The sequence below is a fragment of the Amycolatopsis sp. NPDC003676 genome, from assembly GCF_053587275.1.
The window spans coordinates 1-1,097 of sequence record NZ_JBSFNS010000398.1; the positions used below are offsets into that span (position 1 = coordinate 1).

The following is a 1,097-nucleotide window of genomic DNA, read 5'->3' on the forward strand; positions in this document are numbered from 1 at the left end:
GCTGTGAACGGTGCTGTGGGCGCGGGCGCTGATCTTGCCGCCGGTCTGGATGGAGCGCTCGGTGCGGGCGCCGATCTCGCGACCGGCCTGAACGGTTCGGTCGGTGCGGGCCTCGAAGGTGCGCTGGGTGCCGGTGCCGGTCTCGGCGGTGCTGTTGGTGCAGGCGCTGACCTGGCTGCCGGAGTGGGCGGTGCGCTGGACGGCGCCGTCGGCGGTGGGATCGGCGGTGCTCTGGACGGCTCGCTCGGTGCCGGTCTCGGCGGTGCCGTCGATGCGGGTGCTGACCTCGGTGCGGGAGCGGGCGGTGCGCTCGAGGGCACGCTTGGTGCCGGTCTCGGCGGTGCCGTCGATGCAGGCGCTGACCTCGCTGCCGGAGCGGACGGTGCGCTGAACGGCGCGCTCGGTGCCGGTCTCGGTGGAGCGGTGGGTGCCGGAACCGATGTTGCCGCCGGTGTGGGCGGCGCCGTAGGTGCGGGCCTGGAGGGAGCGCTGGGTGCGGGCGCTGGTCTCGAGACCGGGCTGGGCGGTGCGGTCGGTGCCGGTCTCGGTGGTGCTGTCGACGCGGACGCCGGACTTGGTGCAGGCCTCGACGGCGCACTCGACGCGGGTGCTGACCTCGCCGCCGGTGCGGGCGGTGCGTTGAGCGGTGCCGTCGGTGCCGGGCTCGACGGTGCGGTGGGCGCCGGAGCTGATGTCGCCGCCGGTGTGGGCGGGGCGGTGGGCGCCGGTCTCGAGGGTGCGCTGGGTGCGGGTGCCGGTCTCGAGACGGGGCTGGGCGGTGCGGTCGATGTCGGGGTCGGTGGTGCGTTGACCGGGGCGGTCGGCGCGGGCGCCGATCTCGCGGCCGGGCTGGGCGGAGCTGTGGATGTGGGCGCCGGTGTGGGCGGTGCGCTGACGGGTGCGGCTGGTGCCGGACTCGACGGTGCGCTGACCGGTGCGGCCGGTGCCGGTGGTGCGCTCGGCACCGGGCTGGGCACGGCTCTGACCGGCCTGGTGGACGGCGCCGCCGGTCTCGGCGCTGAGGCGGGCGCGCAGCTCGGCGGCGGGCTGAACGCCGGCGTGAGCGGCGCGACCACCGCGGCGGGCGGGCTGGGTGC

1 protein-coding gene is annotated in these 1,097 nt (G+C 76.9%); it reads right to left on the minus strand.

The features are described from left to right. The coding region (locus ACWDNU_RS46710; RefSeq protein ID WP_449673563.1) for a hypothetical protein at positions 1-1,097 on the minus strand (1,097 nt) is incomplete at both ends.